18 protein-coding genes and 1 pseudogene are annotated in these 20,087 nt (G+C 54.0%); 11 read left to right on the forward strand and 8 right to left on the reverse strand.

The annotated features are described in order from the left end of the window. Nucleotides 1–107: 107 nt before the first annotated feature. Both HMPREF1207_RS19280 and HMPREF1207_RS19285 read right to left on the reverse strand, forming a co-directional pair. Nucleotides 108–578, reverse strand: coding sequence for an ester cyclase (locus HMPREF1207_RS19280; protein ID WP_009671494.1), 471 nt, complete (start codon nucleotides 576–578; stop codon nucleotides 108–110). 85 nt (nucleotides 579–663) lie between these two features. Beyond that, nucleotides 664–1,028, reverse strand: a pseudogene (locus tag HMPREF1207_RS19285) (winged helix-turn-helix transcriptional regulator). Nucleotides 1,029–1,224: 196 nt separating this feature from the next. Here HMPREF1207_RS19285 and HMPREF1207_RS19290 point away from each other — a divergent pair. Further along, nucleotides 1,225–2,184: an aldo/keto reductase family protein gene (locus HMPREF1207_RS19290; protein WP_009671523.1), complete on the forward strand. Its 960-nt coding sequence runs from the start codon at nucleotides 1,225–1,227 to the stop codon at nucleotides 2,182–2,184. Between the two features lie 324 nt (nucleotides 2,185–2,508). Here HMPREF1207_RS19290 and HMPREF1207_RS19295 read toward each other — a convergent pair whose 3' ends face one another. Then, entirely contained in the window at nucleotides 2,509–4,209 is a 1,701-nt protein-coding gene (locus tag HMPREF1207_RS19295; protein WP_009671564.1) for a DHA2 family efflux MFS transporter permease subunit, read from the reverse strand. Nucleotides 4,210–4,368: 159 nt separating this feature from the next. Here HMPREF1207_RS19295 and HMPREF1207_RS19300 point away from each other — a divergent pair, with 159 nt between their 5' ends. Beyond that, nucleotides 4,369–5,070, forward strand: coding sequence for a TetR/AcrR family transcriptional regulator (locus HMPREF1207_RS19300; protein ID WP_009671565.1), 702 nt, complete (start codon nucleotides 4,369–4,371; stop codon nucleotides 5,068–5,070). A 366-nt stretch (nucleotides 5,071–5,436) separates the two neighbouring features. Here the strand turns inward: HMPREF1207_RS19300 and mtnA are convergent, their stop codons facing one another. Beyond that, nucleotides 5,437–6,546, reverse strand: coding sequence for an S-methyl-5-thioribose-1-phosphate isomerase (gene mtnA, locus HMPREF1207_RS19305; protein WP_009671561.1), 1,110 nt, complete (start codon nucleotides 6,544–6,546; stop codon nucleotides 5,437–5,439). Further along, nucleotides 6,546–7,772 carry an S-methyl-5-thioribose kinase gene (gene mtnK / locus HMPREF1207_RS19310; RefSeq protein ID WP_009671572.1) on the reverse strand — a complete coding sequence of 409 codons (1,227 nt, stop codon included), beginning with the start codon at nucleotides 7,770–7,772 and terminating at the stop codon, nucleotides 6,546–6,548. The genes mtnA and mtnK overlap by 1 nt, the downstream gene beginning before the upstream one ends. Before the next feature lie 201 nt (nucleotides 7,773–7,973). Between mtnK and HMPREF1207_RS19315 the strand changes: the two genes are divergently transcribed. The 9 genes from HMPREF1207_RS19315 to HMPREF1207_RS19350 all read left to right on the forward strand — a co-directional run bounded on the left by HMPREF1207_RS19315 (nucleotide 7,974) and on the right by HMPREF1207_RS19350 (nucleotide 16,324). Then, nucleotides 7,974–8,423: a Dps family protein gene (locus HMPREF1207_RS19315; RefSeq protein ID WP_009671488.1), complete on the forward strand. Its 450-nt coding sequence runs from the start codon at nucleotides 7,974–7,976 to the stop codon at nucleotides 8,421–8,423. A gap of 246 nt (nucleotides 8,424–8,669) precedes the next feature. Further along, a complete protein-coding gene (locus HMPREF1207_RS19320; protein WP_009671556.1) occupies nucleotides 8,670–9,263 on the forward strand; it encodes a DUF1802 family protein in 594 nt (197 codons plus the stop codon). Between the two features lie 355 nt (nucleotides 9,264–9,618). Next, entirely contained in the window at nucleotides 9,619–10,455 is an 837-nt protein-coding gene (sufC, locus tag HMPREF1207_RS19325) for a Fe-S cluster assembly ATPase SufC (RefSeq protein ID WP_009671509.1), read from the forward strand. A gap of 32 nt (nucleotides 10,456–10,487) precedes the next feature. After that, the gene (gene sufD, locus HMPREF1207_RS19330) at nucleotides 10,488–11,783 is read left to right on the forward strand and encodes a Fe-S cluster assembly protein SufD (protein WP_009671534.1); all 1,296 of its coding nucleotides are present in this window, start codon (nucleotides 10,488–10,490) and stop codon (nucleotides 11,781–11,783) included. After that, nucleotides 11,780–13,006 carry a cysteine desulfurase gene (locus HMPREF1207_RS19335; RefSeq protein ID WP_009671498.1) on the forward strand — a complete coding sequence of 409 codons (1,227 nt, stop codon included), beginning with the start codon at nucleotides 11,780–11,782 and terminating at the stop codon, nucleotides 13,004–13,006. The genes sufD and HMPREF1207_RS19335 overlap by 4 nt, the downstream gene beginning before the upstream one ends. Continuing rightward, nucleotides 12,993–13,421, forward strand: coding sequence for a Fe-S cluster assembly sulfur transfer protein SufU (gene sufU / locus HMPREF1207_RS19340; RefSeq protein WP_009671527.1), 429 nt, complete (start codon nucleotides 12,993–12,995; stop codon nucleotides 13,419–13,421). Before HMPREF1207_RS19335 ends, sufU begins: the two co-directional genes overlap by 14 nt. Nucleotides 13,422–13,448: 27 nt before the next feature. After that, nucleotides 13,449–14,846 (forward strand): Fe-S cluster assembly protein SufB, encoded by a 1,398-nt coding sequence (gene sufB / locus HMPREF1207_RS19345; RefSeq protein ID WP_009671499.1) that lies wholly within the window; start codon nucleotides 13,449–13,451, stop codon nucleotides 14,844–14,846. A gap of 233 nt (nucleotides 14,847–15,079) precedes the next feature. Next, nucleotides 15,080–15,760, forward strand: coding sequence for a hypothetical protein (locus HMPREF1207_RS28870; RefSeq protein ID WP_009671495.1), 681 nt, complete (start codon nucleotides 15,080–15,082; stop codon nucleotides 15,758–15,760). Nucleotides 15,761–15,847: 87 nt separating this feature from the next. Continuing rightward, the gene (locus HMPREF1207_RS19350; protein WP_016423910.1) at nucleotides 15,848–16,324 is read left to right on the forward strand and encodes a hypothetical protein; all 477 of its coding nucleotides are present in this window, start codon (nucleotides 15,848–15,850) and stop codon (nucleotides 16,322–16,324) included. Between the two features lie 296 nt (nucleotides 16,325–16,620). Here HMPREF1207_RS19350 and HMPREF1207_RS19355 read toward each other — a convergent pair whose 3' ends face one another. The 3 genes from HMPREF1207_RS19355 to HMPREF1207_RS19365 form a co-directional block, all read right to left on the reverse strand. Further along, the gene (locus HMPREF1207_RS19355; RefSeq protein ID WP_009671535.1) at nucleotides 16,621–17,046 is read right to left on the reverse strand and encodes a DUF308 domain-containing protein; all 426 of its coding nucleotides are present in this window, start codon (nucleotides 17,044–17,046) and stop codon (nucleotides 16,621–16,623) included. 202 nt (nucleotides 17,047–17,248) lie between these two features. Beyond that, the gene (locus HMPREF1207_RS19360) at nucleotides 17,249–18,310 is read right to left on the reverse strand and encodes an HD-GYP domain-containing protein (RefSeq protein ID WP_009671515.1); all 1,062 of its coding nucleotides are present in this window, start codon (nucleotides 18,308–18,310) and stop codon (nucleotides 17,249–17,251) included. Nucleotides 18,311–18,665: 355 nt separating this feature from the next. Then, entirely contained in the window at nucleotides 18,666–19,934 is a 1,269-nt protein-coding gene (locus tag HMPREF1207_RS19365; protein WP_009671545.1) for a ThiF family adenylyltransferase, read from the reverse strand. Nucleotides 19,935–20,087 lie beyond the last annotated feature (153 nt).

The following is a 20,087-nucleotide window of genomic DNA, read 5'->3' on the forward strand; positions in this document are numbered from 1 at the left end:
TACCTTATACCTTGTACCTTGTCCGGCTGCTTGTCCCGTCAACCGAAAACGCAGCGATCCCGGGCGACCCTGTATCCGCCGGCTCGGTGATTCTCTAGGACAGCCCGCTAGTCAGCCGACCCGTCGGCTGTGGCTGTTACCGCCCCGGCTTCACCTGCATTGCGCTTCAACTGACGTTCGATGCCGGCCCGGTCGATCTGGATCCAGTACTCGGCGATTTTGCCGTTCTCCACCCGGTACACCGCGCTCGCCAGCTCGATAACGGGCAGTCCGGTCGGCGGATAGCCGTCGATTTCACCGATGTGCGTTCCCGTCTGCTTCCAGCGTGCGTACACCCGGTCGCCGGAGCCCAGGAGTTCCTGCACTTCCAGGGTGAAGGGGCCGTAGGCATCGAGCATTTCCTGCACGTGCTCCGCATAAACTTCGGGCGTGCGCTCGACCGTCACTTCTTGCTCCGACTGGACCTGGTGGGCGAATACTTTACCGCCCATCAGCTCGGGAGCGGCCTTTAGATTTTTTCCCGACCGCACTTCATCAAAAAAACGCTTGACCACTTCTTCCGATCTTAAAGCTGTCATGATTCTTTTTCCTCGCTCTCCTTGGTTCATGTATCGGCTTGTTATGTCCGCTGCCGGTTGATCGAACAATTCGTTCCTGCGTCAGTCAGGTCCATTTTGCCGCCCAGAGTTTCATTTCTTTTAAAATCTTGTGTAAATCGCGGCCTTTCGGCGTCAGTGTATACTCCACCGTAACCGGCACAGTCGCGAAGGCTTTCCGTTCAAGCACGCCCTGTTTCTCCAGATGGCGGAGAATATTCGTCAGCGCGGTAGGGCTGATCGAAGCAATGCTCCGCTGAAGCTCCCCGAAGCGTCTCGTTCCGTCGAAAGTTCCCGGATAACAAGAAACGCCCATTTTCCGCCGATTACATCGAGTGTCTTTTCGATAGAGCATTCGATGACGCAGGGTTCCTTCGGAATATAGCTGCTTGCCGCCGGTTCCGCCGGTATTTTCCCGGATTGAGCTGTCATGAAGACGCTTCCCCCTTTTAAAAAAATAAGTCCGCCGCAAGGCCGGAGCCCTGCTAAACAAAAGTGTAGCAGCTACAATTTTATGGGTATGATCAAAAAAAGATCACTACTGTTCATCATATAGAAAGTATTTTATGATGGCAATGGGAGGCGGTTTGTCCGCTTCGTGAAAACAGATTGGGGAGGTTTATGGAACATGCATTATCGCAGACTCGGACGGTCGGGCTTGAAGGTCAGTGAGATTAGCCTCGGAAGCTGGCTTACTTATGGAGGCTACGTCGAACGTGACAATGCGGTTCAATCGATCCGTAAAGCTTACGATTTGGGCGTTAACTTCTTCGATACCGCAAACGTTTACAAGCAGGGTGAAGCCGAGAAGGTGGTCGGCGACACTTTGAAGGAATATCCGCGCGAATCTTATGTGCTGGCGACGAAAGCTTTCTGGCCGATGGGCGAAGGACCGAACGACAGAGGCCTTTCCCGCAAGCATATCATGGAGCAGGCGCATGCCAGTCTGAAAAGACTGGGAACCGACTACGTCGACATTTATTACTGCCACCGGTACGATCCCGAGACGCCGCTGGAGGAAACGCTCCGCGCCCTTGACGATCTCGTTACCCAGGGCAAAGTGCTTTACATAGGGGTAAGCGAATGGACGGCGGCTCAAATGGCGGATGCGCTCGGTCTGGCCGAGAGATACCTGCTGGATAAAATCGTCGTCAACCAGCCGGTTTACAACATGTTCAACCGGTATATCGAGAAAGACATCATCCCTCTGGGCGAGGAAAAAGGAATCGGTCAAGTCGTATTCTCGCCGCTCGCGCAAGGACTCTTGACCGGCAAATACAAGTCGGCGGACGACATCCCGGCGGACAGCCGCGCCGCCAAAGTCGAAACGATGCGCGGCGCCGTGACGGCGGAGAACATCGCGAAGGTGAAGCAGCTCGAAGGCATCGCGGCGGAGCTGGATCTTACCGTGGGACAGCTCGCCCTTGCCTGGATTCTGCGCCAGCCGAACGTAGCGAGCGCCCTCGTAGGCGCGAGCCGTCCGGAGCAGGTGGAGCAGAATGTGAAGGCCGAAGGCGTGAAGCTGGCGGCGGACGTGCTGGAGCGGATCGAGGCGGTTCTCTCGGGGAGCGAAGCGGCCGGGAAGTAACCGGTTCGGGACGGAGGCAAGGCCGCCTTAATGACGGGCAGTGGTTGACCACCGTCATGTGACGCCGAGCAACGCGCGGTGCGGAAAATCAGCAAAGACGCGGAGGAGTCGTCTGGTTCCCCAGGCCGGAATTACGCGCCGCAACCGCGATCTAAGAATTGAATCGCCGACCGGGCGGGCGTCTCTCGCCATCCTTTCGGCCTCGCCCCCATGCGCGCCTGAACTCACATATCCCCACGGTTCCTAACCTTGGGACGCCTATAAACCATACAGGCGCACAAAATCACCGGTTCCTGGAACCGGTGATTTTGTTTTGCCGTCCGCCTACTGCGGGGAGCGGAGGGCATTTTCCACGCGTTCCGCTTCCCGTGCGGGCTCCGCCGTCTTTCGTCCGTTAACGAAAGCGCAGACGGCGCCGAGAAGCAGAGCCAGGCAGCTGATTTTAAACACGAGGCCGAACGCGGCCGTCGTATGGGTATTCACCGTCGCCTGAAGCTGGGGGAGCAGGCCCTGCAGCTCCGCTTTGTCTTTGGCGAAGGCTTCCTTCACCCGCCCGGCCGCTTCGGGGGACGCGGCTTGGAGCTGTTCCCGCTCCTTGCGGTCCGACTGGTCGAGCAGGCCCTGCATCGCCCCTGAAGCGCCTCCCGCAGCAGCAGTCCCGCGGTTTCCGGCCTGCTGCAGAGCTTCGGCAAGTCCCGCCTTGCTTTCCGCAGACAGAGAGCTGCTTGCGATCCGTTCCGCCAGCTCCGTTTTGGCCGAAGCCATCTCCGTCCGCATGGATTGGGACAGCAGGGCGACGAGCACGGCGATGCCGAGCGCGCTTCCGATCGTCCGGGCCATCGTTCCGATGCCCATGGCGATGGTCGTTTTATCCGGCGGGGGAAGCAGGACGGTCGTTGCCGTCAAATTCGCGATCGCCATGCCGGTTCCCATCCCGGCAATCACGAGGCGCCAAATGTAATCCAGAGTCGTGGATTCCGTCGTGAGTCCCGCCAGCAGGTAAGTTCCGAGGCCAAGGAGGATCATTCCGGTGACCGAGAATATCCGCGGGCCCAGCTTGGCGGCGCCTTTGGCGGCAAGCACGGAGCAGATCATGGACGCGACGGCCAGGACGCTAATAATGAGTCCGGCGCGCAGCTCCGTCATGCCGATCACCTGCGTGAGGAAGAACGCGAGGATGAAGGTCGGGCCGGTCATGCCGATTCCGAGCAGGAACAGGCCGAGATTGCCGGACGGGAACCGTTTGATCCTGAAAAGAGACAGCGGCAGCATCGGTTCTTTTACGCGGGATTCGATCCATAGGAACAGGAGAAGGGAAACCAGAGCCGCGGCGAAAAGGGACAAAATATAAGGAGAATCCCAGCCTTTCTCGTTAGCCTGCATAAAAGCGAGCGTCAAGGCCAGCGAAGCGGCCGATACCGTCAGCATACCGCCCCAGTCGAGCTTTCGCGTAGCCGTCGGATCGTAAGATTCCGTCAGGGAGGAGGCGGCCAGAACGAGGGCCAGGGCCCCGAGCGGGATATTAATGTAGAAAATCCACTGCCAGTCGAGCTGGTACGAGAGGACACCGCCCAGGGCGGGTCCGCTTGCGGCCGCAAGGCCGGCCAAGGCGCCGGTAATGCCCATCATGACGGCTTTCTTTTCGGGAGGGAACAGCGCCAGCAGCAAAGGGGCGACCAGAGGGGTGATCAAGGCCGCGCCGATCCCTTGCAGAACACGGAAAAGGATGAGGGACGTGATGGATCCTGCCAGACCGCACAGAAGGGAACTCAAGGTGAAGAGGAACAAGCCGGTCATAAACGCTTTTTTACGGCCGAACTGGTCGGCGAGGCGTGAAGCGGCAAGCAGAAAAACGGCGAACGACAGGCTGTAGCCGTTCACGACCCAGGAAATGCCGGCGGTGTCAGCGCCGTAAAACTCGCTCATCCGGGGAAGCGCGACATTGACGATACTTGTGTCGAGAATCGCCATAAAAAAACCGAGCAGAAGAGTAAGGATGGCGGGGATCTTGCGTGATTTTTGCATGGGTGGGAATCCTCCAAATTTATAATTGACTGACTGTCAATCAGTCGATGAAAAAACTATATAACATTGACTGACTGACAGTCAATAGTTAAATTTAAAAGAAAGAGCCTCCTTCTCCGATCATTTTTCAACCGGAATCGGATAGGGGGCATAAAGGCGGTGGAGAAGTTGGCACGTGTAACGAAAAGTCCGGAGGAACGCAAACAGGAACTTTTATCCGCTGCGGAGTCGCTGTTCCGGGTGAAGGGATACGAACGCACGGCGGTTAGCGATATCGTTAAACAGGTCGGGGTCGCTCAAGGGACCTTTTATTATTATTTTAAGTCGAAAGACGAACTGGCGGACACGATGATCCGGCGTATGCTGGATGAACACATGGAGCTTATTTCGTCCATTGCGGAAGACCCGGAGCTGTCCGGGCGGGAGAAGATCATCAAGGTCATGAAAGAAGATTTCGTTCAGCGGGGAGAAAATCTGGACAATCTGGATTATATGCACCATGAGAACAACGCGCTTCTTCATCAAAAAATGCTCGTGGAATCCGTCAAAGCTTACACGCCTTTCATTACGGGCATTATCGAGCAGGGGATCCGGGAGGGGAACTTCCATACGAGCCATCCTCGGGAAGTGGTCGAGTTTTTTATGGTCGGCCTGTTTTTCCTCTACGATCCCGGCATTTTCGCCTGGACGGTGGAAGAAGTAGTGACGAAGCTTCAAGCCATCGGTGAAATTCTGGAAAAGCTGCTCGGAGCGGAGAAAGATTCGCTCGATATCTGGAAAGACCTTCCCGATATGCCTGCTATCATCCAGAAGGCGCTCAAAGCCGAAAAGGCACCGCGGGGAGAAAGCTCCCCGTCCTAATCCGGGTTCCGGGGCGTGTGTCTCGGACACGGGCGACAGTAATGAGCTGAACGGCGGCGGATTCTCCTTGCTGAGTGCAGGAGCACAAGCCGGCATCCGTTTGTAATTCCGGCGGGGAAGAAAGCTGCATGCGATCAAACGCCACAGACACTTTGATCACCAAGGGAAGCGCCGATTGTTCCATAAACGGCATGAACCGCATGCACCTCATGTATATCACGATATCTCACCCGTCATAAACGGGCACGAACCGCGTGAATAACCTGAATCTGCTCTGCCGTAAGCATTGCCCTGCGACCCGCAGCGCGAGAAGCCAGCCCGGAATTTAACCGGGCTGGCTTCTTGTTTGCCGGGACAACCGGCGGATTATTCTTCGAACAATTTGGCGAGATTCTCCGCGAAGGGCGCGCGGACAATCCCTTTCTCCGTAATGATCGCCGTCACGTATTCGTTCGGCGTCACGTCGAAAGCGGGATTGTACACTTTGACGCCTTGCGGGGCGGTACGCTTGCCGAAGCCCTGCGTAATCTCTTCCTCGCCGCGCTCCTCGATCGGAATATCTTCCCCTGTCGGCGTGCTGAGGTCGATCGTGGACATCGGACACGCCACGTAGAACGGGATGCCGTGGGCTTTGGCAAGCACGGCCACGCTGTACGTGCCGATCTTGTTGGCCACGTCGCCGTTGGCGGCCACGCGGTCGGTGCCGACGATGACGGCCTGCACCCAGTCCTTCTTCATGACCGCGCCGGCCATATTGTCGCAGATCAGCGTCACGTCGACGCCCGCCTGCTGAAGCTCGAACGCCGTCAGGCGCGCGCCCTGCAGGACAGGACGCGTCTCGTCGGCGTACACCTTCAGCGAGACGCCTTTCTCCTGGGCCAGGTAGAACGGCGCCAGCGCGGTGCCGTACTTCGCCGTCGCGAGTCCGCCGGCGTTGCAGTGCGTGAGGACGCCCATGCCGTCCTCGAACAGCTCCAGGGCGAACTCGCCGATACGGCGGTTCGTTTCTTCATCCTCAGCCTGGATCAGGATGGCCTCGGTGAGAACCGCCTGCTTCATTTCGCCGTGCGAAATGTCCATCTCGACAAGTTTCTGCGTCAGCCGCTTGAGCCGGTCGAGCGCCCAGAACAGATTGACGGCGGTCGGGCGCGAGGTGGCGAGATAGTCCGCCTGCTTGGCGACTTCTCCCGCCAGGCGGCGCCGGTTCGCTTCGCGCGAGATGGCCTCGTCTTCTTCGGCGTCGCGGATGCCGAGGAAGACCCCGTAAGCCGCCGCGATGCCGATCGCGGGCGCTCCGCGGACTTTCAGGTGGCGGATGGCTTCCCACACCTCGTGGGGCGTTTCCAGCGGCAGGTAGACGATTTCCTCCGGAAGCAGCCGCTGATCGAGAAGATCGAGCCGCTCTCCGTTCCAGCGGACGGACTGGACCCAGCCGCGCTGGCCTTCGCTTTGTACTCCGTTTTCGTTTGCAGTCATTAGCGGACTCCCTCCTTCGCGGCGGCAGCCTCGCGGGCAGCCGCAATCAGTTCGTCGATCGAACTTGCCTGACGGCCGCGCTTGATCAGGGTCGTGCCGATCGCAAGCGCAAGCCGCTGCGCCCGTTCGCGTGCCGCGGCGTCTTCGATTCCGTCAATGTCCGCCACGTGCGAGAGGCCGTAGATCCGGCGGACCATTTTGCAGCCCGCGAATCCGATCGTCTCCTGAAGAACGCGGTTCATGTACCAGTCCTGATAGGCGGGCGTTTCGGACATCGGATCGACGGTTTCGTTGTCCCAAAGGGCGCGGAATTCACGCTCGAATACCGTCCACACTTCTTTCACGGTTTCCAGCAGGTACTCCCGGTAGTCCGTACGCTCGGCCTCGCCCGCGCTCCAGCCTTCCTGCCCTGCGTAATTCAGCAGCAGATTGGCCAGGACCGCACCGATGTCAAAGCCCATCGGCCCGTAGTAGGCGAATTCGGGGTCGATTACTTTCGTGGAATCTTCTTTGATGAAAATACTGCCCGTATGCAGATCGCCGTGAAGCAGAGCTTCGGCACGCGTCAGGAACGTATTGCGCAGAATGGCGACTTCCAGATGAAGTTCGCGGTCCTGCCAGATAGCATGAACGGCATCTTTCAAATGATCTTCGATGCTGTTATTTTCCGAATCGCGGTATGGATCGTCGAAAATAAGATCCTCCGTGATTTTGCACAATTCCGGATTAATGAACCGGCCGACACGCAGTTTCTTCTCCTGCTGATTCATTCCGAGATCCGACGAGAAAAACAGCGTGCGTGCCATAAACCGGCCGATATGTTTCGCGAAGAGCGGGTATTTGTTTTTCTCGATCAAGCCCTTGCGCATGATGACGTGGTCGCTCAAATCTTCCATAACCGTCAGCGCAAGTTCCTTCTCATACGCGAATACGTGAGGAACGAGGTCCGGGCACAGGGAACCTTGGAGCTGCAGGGCTTCGCTTTCGATCCGCGCGCGGTCCAGCGTAAGCGGCCACGATTCTCCTACGACTTTCGCGTAAGGCAGCGCCTGCTTCAGAATCAGGCTCCGTCCGGCCTTTTCATCCGAGATATGAAAAACAAGATTAAGATTGCCGTCCCCGATCTCACGGCTTGTCAGCACCGCGTCGGGCGCGAAAATGTTCGGCAGTCCTTTGGCATATGCAATCGCTTCCGCTTCCGTCAGCGCATGGTAAGTCGTAGTCATTTGGCGTTCCTCCTGAGAAAGAATTAATAAGTGGCGGCTTGTACCGGGTTGTCCGTTAATTCCGACTTAAATACTAGTATAAAGGAAAACACCCCTGCATGAAACACAATTTTTAGGGCTCCGGTCCCTGGACACGGCTTACATAAAACGACTCCGTTCGGCCTACACTACCGGAAGATATCCCACATCAGGAGGTACGTCATGTCGATTGCGATCCGTTCCGCCCACAAAGTATTGAACAAACAAGTAGCCAACTGGACCGTGCTTTACGTCAAGCTCCACAATTATCATTGGTATGTAAAAGGAGATCAATTCTTCACGCTGCACGTGAAGTTCGAGGAGCTGTACAACGAAGCGGCAGGCTATGTCGATGAACTGGCCGAACGTCTGCTTTCGATCGGAGGCAAACCCGTCGCCACGCTCAAAGAATGCCTGGAATTGTCCGATATCCGTGAAGCCGCGGGCGGAGAGAAGTCGGAGGCGATGGTCCGGACTCTTCTCGCCGATTTCGAAACGGTTATAAGCGAATGCAAAACAGGCATGAAAGAAGCCGAGGAAGCCGGAGACGAAGGAACCGCCGATATGCTGCTTGGCATTACGCAGTCCTTGGAGAAGCACAGCTGGATGCTCGGTTCTTTCCTGAACGGCTGACGGAAGCGGGCGGTGTTAACTTGCTGACCGCAGCCGCAGTCATATGCCTTGCGATCCGGGCAAAATACCGATTACGGATGCCGGCCGGCGGCCTCTAACGAGGCGCGCCGGTTTTTTGCGGTTGCCTTTGCAAAAAATTTACCGTCGTTTTAACGAGATTTTTGCCGGACGGGTTTGGCTTTTTGGGAAAACGCCTACTATAATAAGAGGGAGTGAGCCGAATAACGGGCAAGAGAGGTGTAAACGGTGACACATTCCCAAATGGCGTTGAAAGAATGGGCTTCGGCCGTACAGGCTTTGGAGCAGGGCGAGCAGATTCTCATCATGCGCAAAGGCGGCATTCGCGAAGAAACGCGGGATTTCCGCGTCGTTTCCGATGCTTTTTACCTGTATCCTACCTACGAGCACCAGAAGCCGCATCTCATCAAAGATTCCGCGCAGCCGAGACTTCAAGAAACGTTGGACGGCTGGAATCCGGACGACAGGCAGGTGACGATTTCCTCCTGGGCCGAATTGGTCCGCGACATCGAAATAAGTGACGGGGAGACGCTGGAGAAGCTGCAGCCTTTTCATATCTGGACCGAAACCTTTGCGGAGGAAAGATTGAAGTGGAAGCGCAAGCAGCCCCTTCATGTCATGCTGCTCCGTGTGTATAAGCTGGACAACCCGGTTACCCTGGCCGTCGATCCTTCCTATGAAGGCTGCAAGTCCTGGATCGAGCTTCACGGGGAGCTGGAGTCCGCCGGCAGAACGCCGGTGCTGAGCGACGAAGCGTTCCGGGCGGCGGTGGAGAGAGTGGAGAAAGCTCTGGCGGACGACGGGCCGGTCAACGGGGCTTAGTCTTCATACAGCCGGCTGTGTCCATACCTTCCCATCGACTGCCGCAGCTTGAACAGGCTTCCCGCGGCCAGGACGGAGTAGGTTTAGCATGGAATGACCAGGAATGAACAGGAGTTGTTCAAACCGGATTCTTTTTGCGGCAAGCCGGTTATTCTGGAAGGAATTACATAGTTTTATTTGCCGCACAATGAAAAAGCTCATATGACGGCGATTAAAGACGATAGACCGGGGAAAATGCCCTTTCTTGATTTAAGCAGGCGGCATAGACTATGATGAAGCTATTGAGAATCATTGATAATCATATTAGAATGATTATAAAGTGAAATTCATTGAAAAGTTGGAGGGTTAATTCACTATGGCAAACGCACCCGTATTCACAATAGAGGGTCTTAAGGCGCAAATCGAAGGCAAAGAGATCCTGAAAGGCTTAAGCCTTGAAGTTAAAGGCGGAGAAATCCACGCCATCATGGGACCTAACGGTACCGGTAAAAGTACGCTGGCTTCCACGATCATGGGCCACCCTAAATATGAAGTGACCGAAGGCTCCATCAGCCTGGACGGCGAAGACGTGCTGGAAATGGCCGTCGACGAAAGAGCGCGCGCAGGCCTGTTCCTGGCTATGCAGTATCCGAGCGAAATCGCCGGCGTAACGAATGCCGACTTCCTCCGCAGCGCGATCAACGCGCGCCGTGAAGAAGGCAGCGAAATTTCCCTGATCAAATTTATCCGCCAGATGGAAAGCAAAATGAAAGAACTCGAAATGAATCCGGAGTTCATGCACCGTTACCTGAACGAAGGTTTCTCCGGCGGCGAGAAGAAGCGGAATGAAATTCTGCAAATGCTGATGCTCGATCCGCGCATCGTTATTCTTGACGAGATCGATTCCGGTCTCGATATCGACGCCCTTCGCATCGTCGCTACAGGCGTTAACGCTATGCGCAGCGAAGACCGCGGCTTCCTGATCATTACCCACTACCAGCGTTTGCTGGATTATGTAACACCTGACTTCGTACACGTGATGATGCAGGGAAGAATCGTCAAATCCGGCGGTCCTGAGCTGGCGCAGCGTCTGGAGAAAGACGGCTATGACTGGATTAAAGAAGAGCTGGGCATCGTCGACGAAACAGTCGGCAATGACGACGAGCAAGAATTCCAAGTTCCTATGAACACAACCGCACCGAAATATAACTAATGGCCTGGGCTATATATTAGGAGGAAATAGATATGACGACACAAACCATTCTTCCCGTTGATTCCCAAGCCGTCGCCCAAGCGTCGAAAGCCAGACAGGAGCCGGAGTGGTTGACCGATCTGCGCGTGCAGGCGGCAAATCTGGCGGGATCTTTGGAACTGCCTAAATTGGAAAAAACGAGATTGGACCGTTGGGACCTGAGCTCTTTCGGTACGTACCGCGAGCCTCAAGCCCTTGCTTCCGTCAGCGAGCTGCCGGAGCAGGTTAAAACACTCGTCGGAGAGACGAACATTATCGTTCAACGGAACTCCGGAGCCGTATACCGGGCTCTGTCCGAAGAACTTGCCGGCCGCGGCGTTATCTTTACGGATCTTGAAACCGCGGTTCGCGAACACGGCGACCTGGTCCGGCCGTACCTCGGCAAAGCGGTCGAAGCGGGCGAAAACCTGCTGACGGCCGTGCATGCGGCAACGTGGACCGGCGGCGTATTCCTTTACGTTCCGAAGAACGTAAACGTGGAAATCCCGCTGCAGGCCTTGTTCCTGTCCGATGATTCGGCAGCGAGCTTCTCGCCGCACATCCTGATCGTAGCGGATACGAACAGCTCCGTCACTTACGTGGAGAACTTTACTTCCGACGGTACCGGCGCTTCGCTTGTACAAAACGGCGTAACCGAAGTATTCGTGAAGCCGGGCGCGAACGTTCAATTCGCTTCGGTTCACAACCTGACGGAAGGCGTTACGGATCTGACTTACCGCCGCGCCGTTGTAGAGAACGACGGACGCGTGAACTGGGTCGTCGGCGAAATGAATCAAGGCAACTCCATGTCCGACACGACTTCGATCCTGAAGGGCAACGGCTCTTACTCGGACGCGAAAGTCATCTGCGTGGGAACGAACGATCAGAAGCTGAACCTGACGACACGCGCGGTTCACTTCGGTCTGAACTCCAGCAGCGACATGATTACGCGTGCCGTTATGAGAGACCAGGCTACCGCCATCATCAACGGCATCACGAAGATCGAGAAAGGCGCAACGGGCGCCAACGGCCAGCAGACGGAGCGCGTGCTCATGCTCAGCCCGAAAGCCCGCGGCGACGCCAATCCGATCCTTCTGATCGACGAAGATGACGTAAAAGCCGGTCACGCGGCGAGCGTGGGTCAAGTAAACCAGGACCAGGTTTACTACATGATGTCCCGCGGGATTTCCCGTGAGGAAGCCACTCGTCTCCTGATTTACGGCTTCCTGGCTCCGGTCGTATCGGAGATTCCGATCGCCAAGCTGGAAGAGCAGCTGCAAACTATGGTAGAGAGGAAGCTGGGGCAATGAAACCTTCGGAGATACGCGAACTGTTCCCCATTTTGAATCAGGAAGTGAACGGGCATCCGCTCGTTTATCTGGATAGCTCCGCGACTTCCCAGAAGCCGGTCCAAGTCATCGAGGCCCTGAAAAAGTATTACGAATGGGACAATTCGAACGTACACCGAGGCGTCCACACCCTGGGGTCCCGTGCCACAGACGCTTACGAAGGAGCGCGTGCGAAGGTCGTCCGTTTTATCAACGCCCGCTCCGAGCAGGAAATCATCTTCACACGCGGCACGACGACGGCGATCAACCTGGTTGCCAGCTCGTATGCCCGCTCCATCTGCGGAGAAGGCGACGAAATCGTCATCACGCCGATGGAACATCACAGCAATCTCATTCCATGGCAGCAGGTCGCGAAGGCGACCGGCGCCACGCTTAAATATATCCCGCTTCAAGCGGACGGTTCCATCGCCCTTGAAGATGTGGAAACAACCATTACGGACCGCACGAAATTCGTATCGGTCGTTCATCTTTCCAACGTCCTGGGCGTCCTGAACCCGGTGAAAGCCATCGCCGAGATCGCTCACCGTCACGGTGCCAAGATGCTGGTGGACGGCGCGCAGAGCGCCCCGCACCTGAAGGTGGATGTGCAGGATCTGGATTGCGACTTCTTCGCCTTCTCCGGCCACAAAATGTGTGGACCGACCGGAATCGGGGTATTGTATGGGAAGAAGGAACTGCTTGAAGCGATGGAGCCGATTGAATTCGGCGGCGAAATGATCGACCATGTGGATCTTTACGATTCCACGTGGAAGGAACTCCCTTGGAAATTCGAGGGGGGGACGCCGATTATCGCCGGCGCCGTCGGTCTTGGAGCGGCTATCGACTTCCTGGAGGAGATCGGTCTCGACGCGATCGCCGACCACGATGCCAGCTTGACTGCCTATGCGCTGGAGCGTATGCTTGAAGTTGAGGGTCTGAATGTTTACGGTCCGAGAAACAACCGCGTCGGGCTTGTCACCTTTAACCTCGGTGACGTTCATCCGCACGACGTGGCTACGGTGCTGGATGCCGAAGGTATCGCCGTTCGTGCCGGTCACCACTGTTGCCAGCCGCTGATGCGCTGGCTGGAACAATCGGCTACGGCACGCGCCAGCTTTTATTTATACAATACTGAAGATGACATCGACCGACTCGTCCAGGGCCTACTAAAAACAAAGGAGTATTTCGGTCATGCAATTGGATGATTTATACCGCAGAGTCATCATGGATCATTATAAAACGCCGAGAAACCGCGGGTCGTTCGACGATAACGAATCGGTTTCGATCAACTTGAATAACCCTACGTGCGGGGACCGGATCACTTTGCAGATGCAGGTAGAAGACGGAAAAGTCAAAGCCGCTAAGTATGTGGGCGAGGGATGCTCGATTTCGATGTCCTCGGCTTCGATGATGACGGATGCCGTCAAAGGCAAAACGCTCGAAGAAGCGCTCGAAATGGCAGAGAATTTCTCCAAGCTGATGAAGGGCGAAGACGTGGAATTCGAATACGAAGATATAGAGGCTTTGTCCGGTGTGAACAAGTTCCCGGCCCGTATCAAATGCGCCACACTCGCATGGAACGCGCTCCGCAAGGGAATCGAACAGACGAAGCAATCATAATTAGCAGAATTAAAGGAGGTTGGTACGATGGCTAAGCAAATGCCAGAAATGGAAGAGTACAAATACGGCTTTCGGGACGAGCACAAGTCTATTTTCCAATCGGGAAAAGGCCTGAACGCCGAAATCGTCACCGAAATTTCCAGAATGAAAGGCGAGCCCGAGTGGATGCTCGAGTTCCGTCTGAAATCGCTGGAACAGTTCTTCAGCATGCCGATGCCGCGTTGGGGCGGTAACCTGGATGATCTCGATTTCAATGACATCCAGTACTATGTCAAGCCGTCCGAGAAACAGGGCAAGACGTGGGAAGAGGTTCCGACCGAGATTAAGGAAACGTTCGACAAGCTCGGTATTCCGGAAGCGGAACAGAAGTTCCTTGCCGGCGTATCCGCTCAGTACGAGTCCGAAGTCGTTTACCACAGCATGCAGAAAGAACTTGAAGATCAAGGCGTGATCTTCATGGACACCGACAGCGCGCTGCGTGAATACCCGGAATTGTTCCGTGAATATTTCGGAACCGTCATTCCTCCGACCGACAACAAGTTCGCCGCGCTGAACAGCGCCGTATGGTCCGGCGGCAGCTTCATTTACGTACCGAAAGGCGTAAAATGCGAAGTTCCGCTTCAAGCGTATTTCCGTATCAACTCGGAAAATATGGGTCAGTTCGAGCGTACCCTGATCATCACGGACGAAGACAGCTTCGTTCACTATGTAGAAGGTTGTACCGCTCCGGTATACAGCACGAACTCACTTCACAGCGCGGTCGTTGAAATCGTATGCCGCAAAAACTCCCGTGCCCGTTACACCACGATCCAGAACTGGGCGCCGAACATCTACAACCTCGTTACCAAGCGTGCCGTCGCTGAAGAAGGCGCGAACATGGAATGGGTGGATGGTAACATCGGCTCCAAGCTGACGATGAAATACCCGGCTGTCGTGCTTAAAGGCCGCGGCGCCAAAGGCTCCGTTCTGTCCATTGCCGTTGCAGGCAAAGGCCAGCATCAGGATGCCGGTGCGAAAATGATCCACCTTGCTCCGGACACCACTTCGACGATCATTTCGAAGTCGATCTCCAAGCACGGCGGTAAAGTAACGTACCGTGGACTCGCTTCCTTCGGCCGTAATTCCGCAGGCGCGAAATCCAACATCAAGTGCGACACGCTGATTATGGATAAACAATCCACGTCCGACACGATTCCGTACAACGAAATCATGAACGACAACATCACGCTGGAGCACGAAGCGACTGTTTCGAAAGTATCCGAAGATCAGCTCTTCTACCTGATGAGCCGCGGTCTGTCGGAAGGCGAAGCGACGCAAATGATCGTAATGGGCTTTATCGAGCCGTTCACGAAAGAACTTCCGATGGAGTATGCGGTTGAAATGAACCGACTCATCAAGTTCGAGATGGAAGGTTCCATCGGTTAATTTTGATTTTGGATGTTTCTATATTTATAACAATAAAAGTGCCTATGATGACTTGTACACGTCGTGTTCGAGTCTCAGGGGCACTTTTTTTATTTTAAAAACAGGAAAATTCATTTACAAAAATGTATAAATATGGTTAAATTAAAAGGTGCATATTGAAAGATTGTTTGATGTTGTAATAGTTGGCCAACATTACAATCAATAATTAATTAATAGAAAAGTAGGTGCATTCCATGCAAAGTAAGAAAATACTACATGTATTGGCTGTAGCATCTGTTTTAACATTGGCATCTTCATCAATACCGGCATATGCAACTGACGCTAACTCTCTTGATGAGCCTGTAAAATTTGAAAAGACTATTGAAACGCCTGTTAATACAACTGCAAAATTAACTTTTATAGATCCATCGCTCAAGAACCAACACTCTACTAGAGGAGATGTTCATGAGGAGTATAAATATTCTTATTATGTTGTTCAAAATTGGAGCATTGTTCAGTATGATGCAAAACCTGTTGATAATCAAAAACAATACTTAAGTATTGCAAAAGGTGGAGCAAAAACGACAACAGTTGAAAGGAGTAACTCTACAACTGTAAGTATTACAGGTGAAGCAGATTTTAATAAAATAAAAGTAATCAATTTAAGTATTACTGGAAATTACACGGGCACCTGGTCTTATAAAGAGACTGTCACTGAGTCTTTTGCAGGTCCTGATCCGGGATATAATTCAAGAAATTACTATACTGGGACCGGATATGACAAATCCGCATGGACGCTTAAAAAGTATGATGTTTACAATGTTTACAATGGAAACATAAATACAGGTACTCAGGAATATTATGTAGGGAACACCACAGTAAATTCCGTATACAAACCCAAAATTGTGTTGTACTCAAGAGATTCAAACTATTGATATAACCTAAAGCATGAATAAAGATAAATCAAAGTCGGCTTTTCGCCGACTTTGATTTGTTTTACAATAGCTATGGAGGTTAAACTTATGAAACAATACTTCATGCTTCTCATTCTAGTTGTATTAGTTTTAACAGGTTGTAGTACAGACAAACAGACCTACAATCTTGAAAAAATTCAGCTAATCACCGAGGGAAGCCAAACAATTCAAGCAGATGGAAATAAACTAGTTATGTTAGAATACCAGTTGACAATTAGCGGTCCCTCTCCGATAGACACTGAAAGTGCAGAAATTAGTTATGGATATTCGGCGCATTCAAAAGAGTTAGTCCCAATTAATAAAGGTACCCTTTCACTAAAATCTCTGTGTAGAAGATTTGCAGGCGGTGATGGTTGCAAGCAAGAGAACACCACATTGGCTGTAAGGTATCCCATAACCTTTATTCCGGAATCTCCATACAAAGAAGATGATTTGGAGTACTTAAAACTACATTTGGATGAAATTAAATTTAAGCTAACGATAGGTGGAACCGAGTATGATTTAACAGATAAGAAAGGGCAATAACTAACAATTTAATAATAAGAGCTAGAGCGATTTCTAAGCGGTTGAAATGGGTGGTCTCATTACTTATCTGCGATGACTTCTACGCTTGCGTGTCCGAGTTACCGGACACGTTTTTTTCTGCAATTTATAGGAAAAGGCGCACTCTCCTCGGAATAGGATGACGTTGCAATCTTAAATCCATCGGGGGGGTTCCCGACTCCAGAGGCTTATCCGTCAATTTTACTCCTGCGGATGACGCCACAGACTAGCCTGTCATTCCTCATTAAAAGGTCACGACAAAAAGCCCGGACCGCCGGTTAAGGCAGCCGCAGGCCGACTCTTATCGTGGGATCAACCGCAAGCGGGACCAGGGCGCTGGCAAGCCAAACCCCTGCGATCAGAAACGAGAAAAGGGAGAGGACAAGCCCTGCGGACCGCCGGTGAGAGCGTCTGGCGATAAGGCCCGAACCGAAGGCGGTAATCCCGAGGATAATGCCGAGGGGAAGCGTAACAACCAGCAGGTTAAAAAGGACTGCCAAAATGCCGCAGAGTACCGCCAGGACAGCCGAAGTCTTTCTCGGTTTTACGGGAGGCGGGGTGTAACCGGAAGAAAAAGCCGAGGGAAGCTCGGGTTCTCGCAAGGGTTCGCTCTCTTCCTTGTTTACGAACGTGCCTTCCTGTAGCGGATCAGGCTGGCGATTTATCGTTACAAATGGCTGTTCTTTGTGTTTGTCGTCGGACAAGATGCATGCGCCTCCTTGAGGAAGGGTTGGGTTGCCGGATTTACCACCGACGGATCTGGCATATCCGGTATAAGAGGATCGCCGAATCGGCGGATCGGTGGCCGTGTGTGTGGCGATAGGGTCATTGTAGCACAAAACAGCCGCACAATCCCAAAGGGAGCGGCGGCTGTTGCATTTTGCAGCATTAGAAATGAAGCGCTTACTAGACCGTGATGAATTGAATCTCCAGATCGGTCCGCTGTGTAAGGTCGACGAACGTATCTCCGGCATCGTCAATTTGAATAAGGGGGCGGAAATAATCATTGGGAAAAGTCATGACGATGGTGCCGGACTGACCGTTGGATAAGGTGGCTTTCTTACCGATAAAATTGGGGACCATGTTGGCGATAAAAACATGAACCGCTTGAGGATCAAGCTCACCGAAGCTCATTTTGTGAAGCTCCTTCAGGACGTAAAGCAGATCCCGCTTGGACTGGTACGAACGGTTATTGATCATGGCGCTGTATACGTCGGCTACGGCAACGATTTTGGCGGCTGGGTGAATCGCTTCGGAGGTTTTGCCCAGCGGATACCCGGAGCCGTTGAGCCGTTCGTGATGCTGCAAGGCGACGAGCGCCGCCAGTTCATCCGCAATTGAATTACGTATAATTTCGTAACCGTAAACGGTATGCTTTCTCATCTCGGTATACTCTTCTTCCGTAAGCTTACCTGGTTTATGCAGCACGTCGAAGCTGATCCGGCATTTTCCGATATCGTGAAGATAGCCGGCTTTGCCGATTTCCTTGGCCTCCTCTTCGGATTTGCCCAGCCAGATCGAAATAAAGTAGGAGATGAGGCCGACCTGTACGCTGTGCTGGTATGTATAATCATCGCGGCTGTCCAGGCAGAGCAGCAGATTCACGACGTCTTTTTCTTCCCGCACACTAGAGATGAGGGGACCATAGTACTGCTCGACAACCGGGTCGGAAAGCTTGCCTGTCCGTACCGCGCTTTCGAATAAGTCTTTGATGCCGCCGATAGCGGAGTGGAACGATTCCTCCTGCCGCAAAAGCTCCGAGGAAGCAGCAGCGGTTTGCGAATGAGCTTGGCTGCCGGGCAGAGGACGGTCTTCGATGTCCACATATTCAATCTGATGCTTGTTCAGTTTCAAAATATCGAACTCGTCCACTTTCGTATCGGCCGATAAAATGTTCAATCCGATAGAATTGAACGTATCGCGGGCTAGACGGTCACCCACCTGCAGATCTGTTATATGAATTCTCATTGAATTCATTCACCTTTTCCTGTTCCCATTTTTTCTCAATCACTTTCATATTAGCAGGAGGATAAACAGAGTTGCAATGAAACATTTTCCATCTTTCGGAATTTAGGTGTCGGATTTGATCAATTATTTATAAAGAAAATGAAAGCCGTAACAAGCCACTAAAAGATGGGCAAAATAGGAAAATAAAGGGGAGGGATTTATATTGTAAACGGAAGGGAGGGGGGACATGTTTTGTAACGAATAGCGTGCGAGTACGAGTGCCGGGGTGTTTTTTCTTATGAAGTACGCCAGCATGGACGGATCTTATAAAAAACGGACCTTATCCGTAGATAAGGTCCGAAGCGTGGCGCGCAGATTACATGCCGATGTACCGGCTGTACAACGTTTTGGCGGCAGTGGGGTCGGTGACGCCTTGTATAAGCACGCGTCCGTCAGGAAACAGGACAAGCGTAATCTCATCCGAAGGACGGAAGCGAAGCAAAAATTTGTTGCGGCTTACGTGACCGAGCGGGGCGAGACGCTGTTCCCACTGCTCCAGAGAAAATTCCGCTGCTTGGACGGGATGAATTTGGACGGAATCTCTTCCGCACAGCGTCTGGATCGTTTCCCCTTCGATATCCGCGTTGAGATATTCGAATGTGTGACGGGCACAGGCGGGACAGTCCGCTTTGCGGGCTCCCGCAACATCCACGGAGGTGTAGTGGTTGTACCACAGATCCCACTGCTGCATGCGGCGGTTTAGATGCCGCATATCCCCGATCAGAATTTTCATCGCTTCGGTTGCCTGATAGGAAGCGACCATATGAATGATCGGACCGATGACGCCGGCGGTGTCGCATGTATCGGCGGTGCCGTGTGCCGGCGCGGAGCCGAACAGGCAGCGCAGACACGGCGTTTCGCCGGGCAGAATGGCAAGCGAGACGCCGCGCGAAGCGACGGCGCCGCCGTACAGCCACGGAATGCCGTGCTTGACGCTGACATCGTTGATCAGAAACCGGACGGAAAAGTTATCCGTACCGTCCAGAATCAGATCCACGCCGGTCAGCAGCTCTTCGGCATTCAAGGGGTTCAAGTCGGCGACATGGGCTTCGATGCCGACGAGGGAGTTCACCAGCCGCAGCTTCGCGGCGGCGGCTGATGCTTTGGGCTGCGCCTGGCGGGCGTCTTCTTCGTCATAGAGCATCTGCCTCTGCAGATTGCTCTCCTCGACGAAGTCGCGGTCGATCAGGCGCACGAAGCCGACACCGGCGCGAACCATGTGGTTCGCGAGGACGGTGCCGAGCGCGCCGAGGCCGACGATGGCGACCCGCGCGCGGCCGAGCGCCCGCTGGCCGTTCTCGCCGACGGGCTTGAAGAGCACGTGCCGGGAATAGCGGGCCGGCACTTCGGCTTCGCCGGCGGTTTGCGCCCCGGCGGCCACTCCGGTCCGCGCTGCTTGCACGGCGGCGGCCTGCGCGGCCGGCTCGCCGGAGGCTTGCGCCGCTCCGGCATGAAGCCCGCCGGCTTGCGCCGCTTTAAGCTGCGCCGCCGGCTGAGCGGCTGCATCCTCACCGGCTCGGGAGGACGGAGAGAAGGCCGCGGACGGCAAGTCGCCCGCTGGCTGATTGGGGTGGAGGCTGCTCATAGGTTTGCTCCTTCCGTGCTTGTTTTGTAGAGTAATCTGCTGGGCATTATGGTAATTAACCGTAACCTTAGGTTCATTGAAGAAGTTGCGCGCACGCCTTTATCCGATGTGCGAACGTGAACGTTAGATTCAGAAGGAATTAAATCGGTATAA

This window comes from Paenibacillus sp. HGH0039 (assembly GCF_000411255.1).
In the GTDB taxonomy this organism is placed as follows: domain Bacteria; phylum Bacillota; class Bacilli; order Paenibacillales; family NBRC-103111; genus Paenibacillus_F.

Excerpts from the sequence above, each read along its gene's own strand:
- HMPREF1207_RS19335 (WP_009671498.1), top strand. The coding sequence starts at position 11,780 with ATGAAACCTTCGGAGATACGCGAACTGTTCCCCATTTTGAATCAGGAA.
- HMPREF1207_RS19295 (WP_009671564.1), bottom strand. The coding sequence starts at position 4,209 with ATGCAAAAATCACGCAAGATCCCCGCCATCCTTACTCTTCTGCTCGGT.
- mtnA (WP_009671561.1), bottom strand. The coding sequence starts at position 6,546 with ATGACTGCAAACGAAAACGGAGTACAAAGCGAAGGCCAGCGCGGCTGG.
- sufD (WP_009671534.1), top strand. The coding sequence starts at position 10,488 with ATGACGACACAAACCATTCTTCCCGTTGATTCCCAAGCCGTCGCCCAA.
- HMPREF1207_RS19365 (WP_009671545.1), bottom strand. The coding sequence starts at position 19,934 with ATGAGCAGCCTCCACCCCAATCAGCCAGCGGGCGACTTGCCGTCCGCG.
- sufC (WP_009671509.1), top strand. The coding sequence starts at position 9,619 with ATGGCAAACGCACCCGTATTCACAATAGAGGGTCTTAAGGCGCAAATC.
- mtnK (WP_009671572.1), bottom strand. The coding sequence starts at position 7,772 with ATGACTACGACTTACCATGCGCTGACGGAAGCGGAAGCGATTGCATAT.
- HMPREF1207_RS19280 (WP_009671494.1), bottom strand. The coding sequence starts at position 578 with ATGACAGCTTTAAGATCGGAAGAAGTGGTCAAGCGTTTTTTTGATGAA.
- HMPREF1207_RS19315 (WP_009671488.1), top strand. The coding sequence starts at position 7,974 with ATGTCGATTGCGATCCGTTCCGCCCACAAAGTATTGAACAAACAAGTA.
- HMPREF1207_RS19350 (WP_016423910.1), top strand. The coding sequence starts at position 15,848 with ATGAAACAATACTTCATGCTTCTCATTCTAGTTGTATTAGTTTTAACA.
- sufB (WP_009671499.1), top strand. The coding sequence starts at position 13,449 with ATGGCTAAGCAAATGCCAGAAATGGAAGAGTACAAATACGGCTTTCGG.
- HMPREF1207_RS19360 (WP_009671515.1), bottom strand. The coding sequence starts at position 18,310 with ATGAGAATTCATATAACAGATCTGCAGGTGGGTGACCGTCTAGCCCGC.
- HMPREF1207_RS19290 (WP_009671523.1), top strand. The coding sequence starts at position 1,225 with ATGCATTATCGCAGACTCGGACGGTCGGGCTTGAAGGTCAGTGAGATT.
- sufU (WP_009671527.1), top strand. The coding sequence starts at position 12,993 with ATGCAATTGGATGATTTATACCGCAGAGTCATCATGGATCATTATAAA.
- HMPREF1207_RS28870 (WP_009671495.1), top strand. The coding sequence starts at position 15,080 with ATGCAAAGTAAGAAAATACTACATGTATTGGCTGTAGCATCTGTTTTA.